This is a genomic window from Caulobacter sp. DMC95 (genome assembly GCF_056313785.1).
Genome location: NZ_JBQUZP010000012.1, coordinates 1 through 1,499 on the forward strand (window position 1 = coordinate 1; position 1,499 = coordinate 1,499).

Below are 1,499 nucleotides of genomic sequence, written 5' to 3' on the forward strand. Positions count from 1 at the left end.
GGATTGACGGCCAGGGCGGCCGTGGTGCTGCGGCCCCAGAGGACCTTGTAGACCCAGGCGGTGTAGGCCAGCACGATCGGCAGGAAGACGATCGTCACCACCAGCATGATGAACAGGGTCATGTGGCTGGACGAGGCGTTCCACACCGTCAGGCTCGAGCGGGGGTCGACGCTGCTGGGCAGGATGAACGGGAACATCGACAGGCCCACGGTGGCGATGATGCCCGTGGCCGAGGCCGAGGACCCGGCGAAGCCCATCCAGGCGCTCTTCCGGCGCAGACCCAGCAGGGCCAGGGCGACCCCGGCGAAACCCAGGACCGGAGCGATGATCATCCAGCCGTGGCGGCCGTAGTTGTCGAGCCAGGCGCCCGGGTCACGCACCGCGGCTGCGCCGCGCAGCGGGTTGGAGGGGCCTGCGGCGTCCGCCAGGCCCTCGATCCGGAAGCCCATGCCGCTGAAGGCGACCCAGAAGCCGCCGGCCGCGAAGAGAACGATGCTGGCCAGGCCCGCGAGCTCGCCGATGCGGCGGGCGCGTTCGGCCACGGGGCCCTCCTCGCCCTTGACGGTGATCCAGGCCGCGCCGTGCAGCACCAGCATCGACACGGACAACAGGCCGCAGAGCAGAGCGAAGGGCGAGAACAGGCCCAGGAACGTGCCGTCGTAGAAGGCGCGCAGATCGCCGTCGAGCCGGAAGGGCGCGCCTTGCAGCACGTTGCCCAAGGCCACGCCAAAGCACAGCACCGGGACAAAGCCGCCGACGAACAGCGCCCAGTCCCAGAACGCCCGCCAGCGGGGGTCGGGCCGCTTGGAGCGATACTTGAAGCCGACGGGCCGCAGGATCATGGCGGTCAGCACCACGAACATGGCCAGGTAGAAGCCCGAGAAGCTGATGGCGTAGACGAACGGCCAGGCCGCGAAGATCGCGCCCCCGCCCAGGATGAACCACACCTGGTTGCCTTCCCAGGTGGCGCCGACGGTGTTGATCACCATCCGGCGTTCCTGATCGGTCTTGGCGACGAAGGGCAGCAGGGCGCCGACGCCCATGTCAAAGCCATCGGTCAGGGCGAACCCGATCAGGAGGATCCCGACCAGGGCCCACCAGATCACGCGAAGCGTGGCGAAATCGACGGGGATTTCCATTGTCATGCCTCCTTCAGGCGACGGCGGCTTCGGGTTCGGGCGAACCGTCGGGGGCGGGATCGTGCAGGGCGTAGGGCCCGCGCTTGATGGTCTTGAGGATCAGACCGACCTCGACCACGGCGAGCGAGCCGTACAGCAGGGTGAAGATCGCGATGCTGGTCAGCATTTGCGGGACCGTGAGACTGGACGCGCCCAGGAAGGTGGGCAGAACGCCCTCCACGGCCCAGGGCTGACGGCCGACCTCGGCCAGCACCCAGCCCATCTCGGCTGAGATCCACGGCAGCGGGATGGCCGCCACCGCCAGGACCAGGAACCACTTGGTCTCGTGCTTGCGCAGCGTGACCAGCAGGAAGGCCGTAG

Annotated in this window: 2 protein-coding genes; both read right to left on the reverse strand. The window is 68.6% G+C overall.

The features are described from left to right. Positions 1-1,139: cytochrome d ubiquinol oxidase subunit II (cydB, locus tag ACT53N_RS18870; protein WP_476065307.1), on the reverse strand; the 1,139-nt coding region annotated here is incomplete at its 3' end. A gap of 13 nt (positions 1,140-1,152) precedes the next feature. After that, positions 1,153-1,499, reverse strand: a 347-nt coding sequence (locus ACT53N_RS18875) for a cytochrome ubiquinol oxidase subunit I (RefSeq protein WP_476065305.1), incomplete at its 5' end; no start/stop codon positions are given.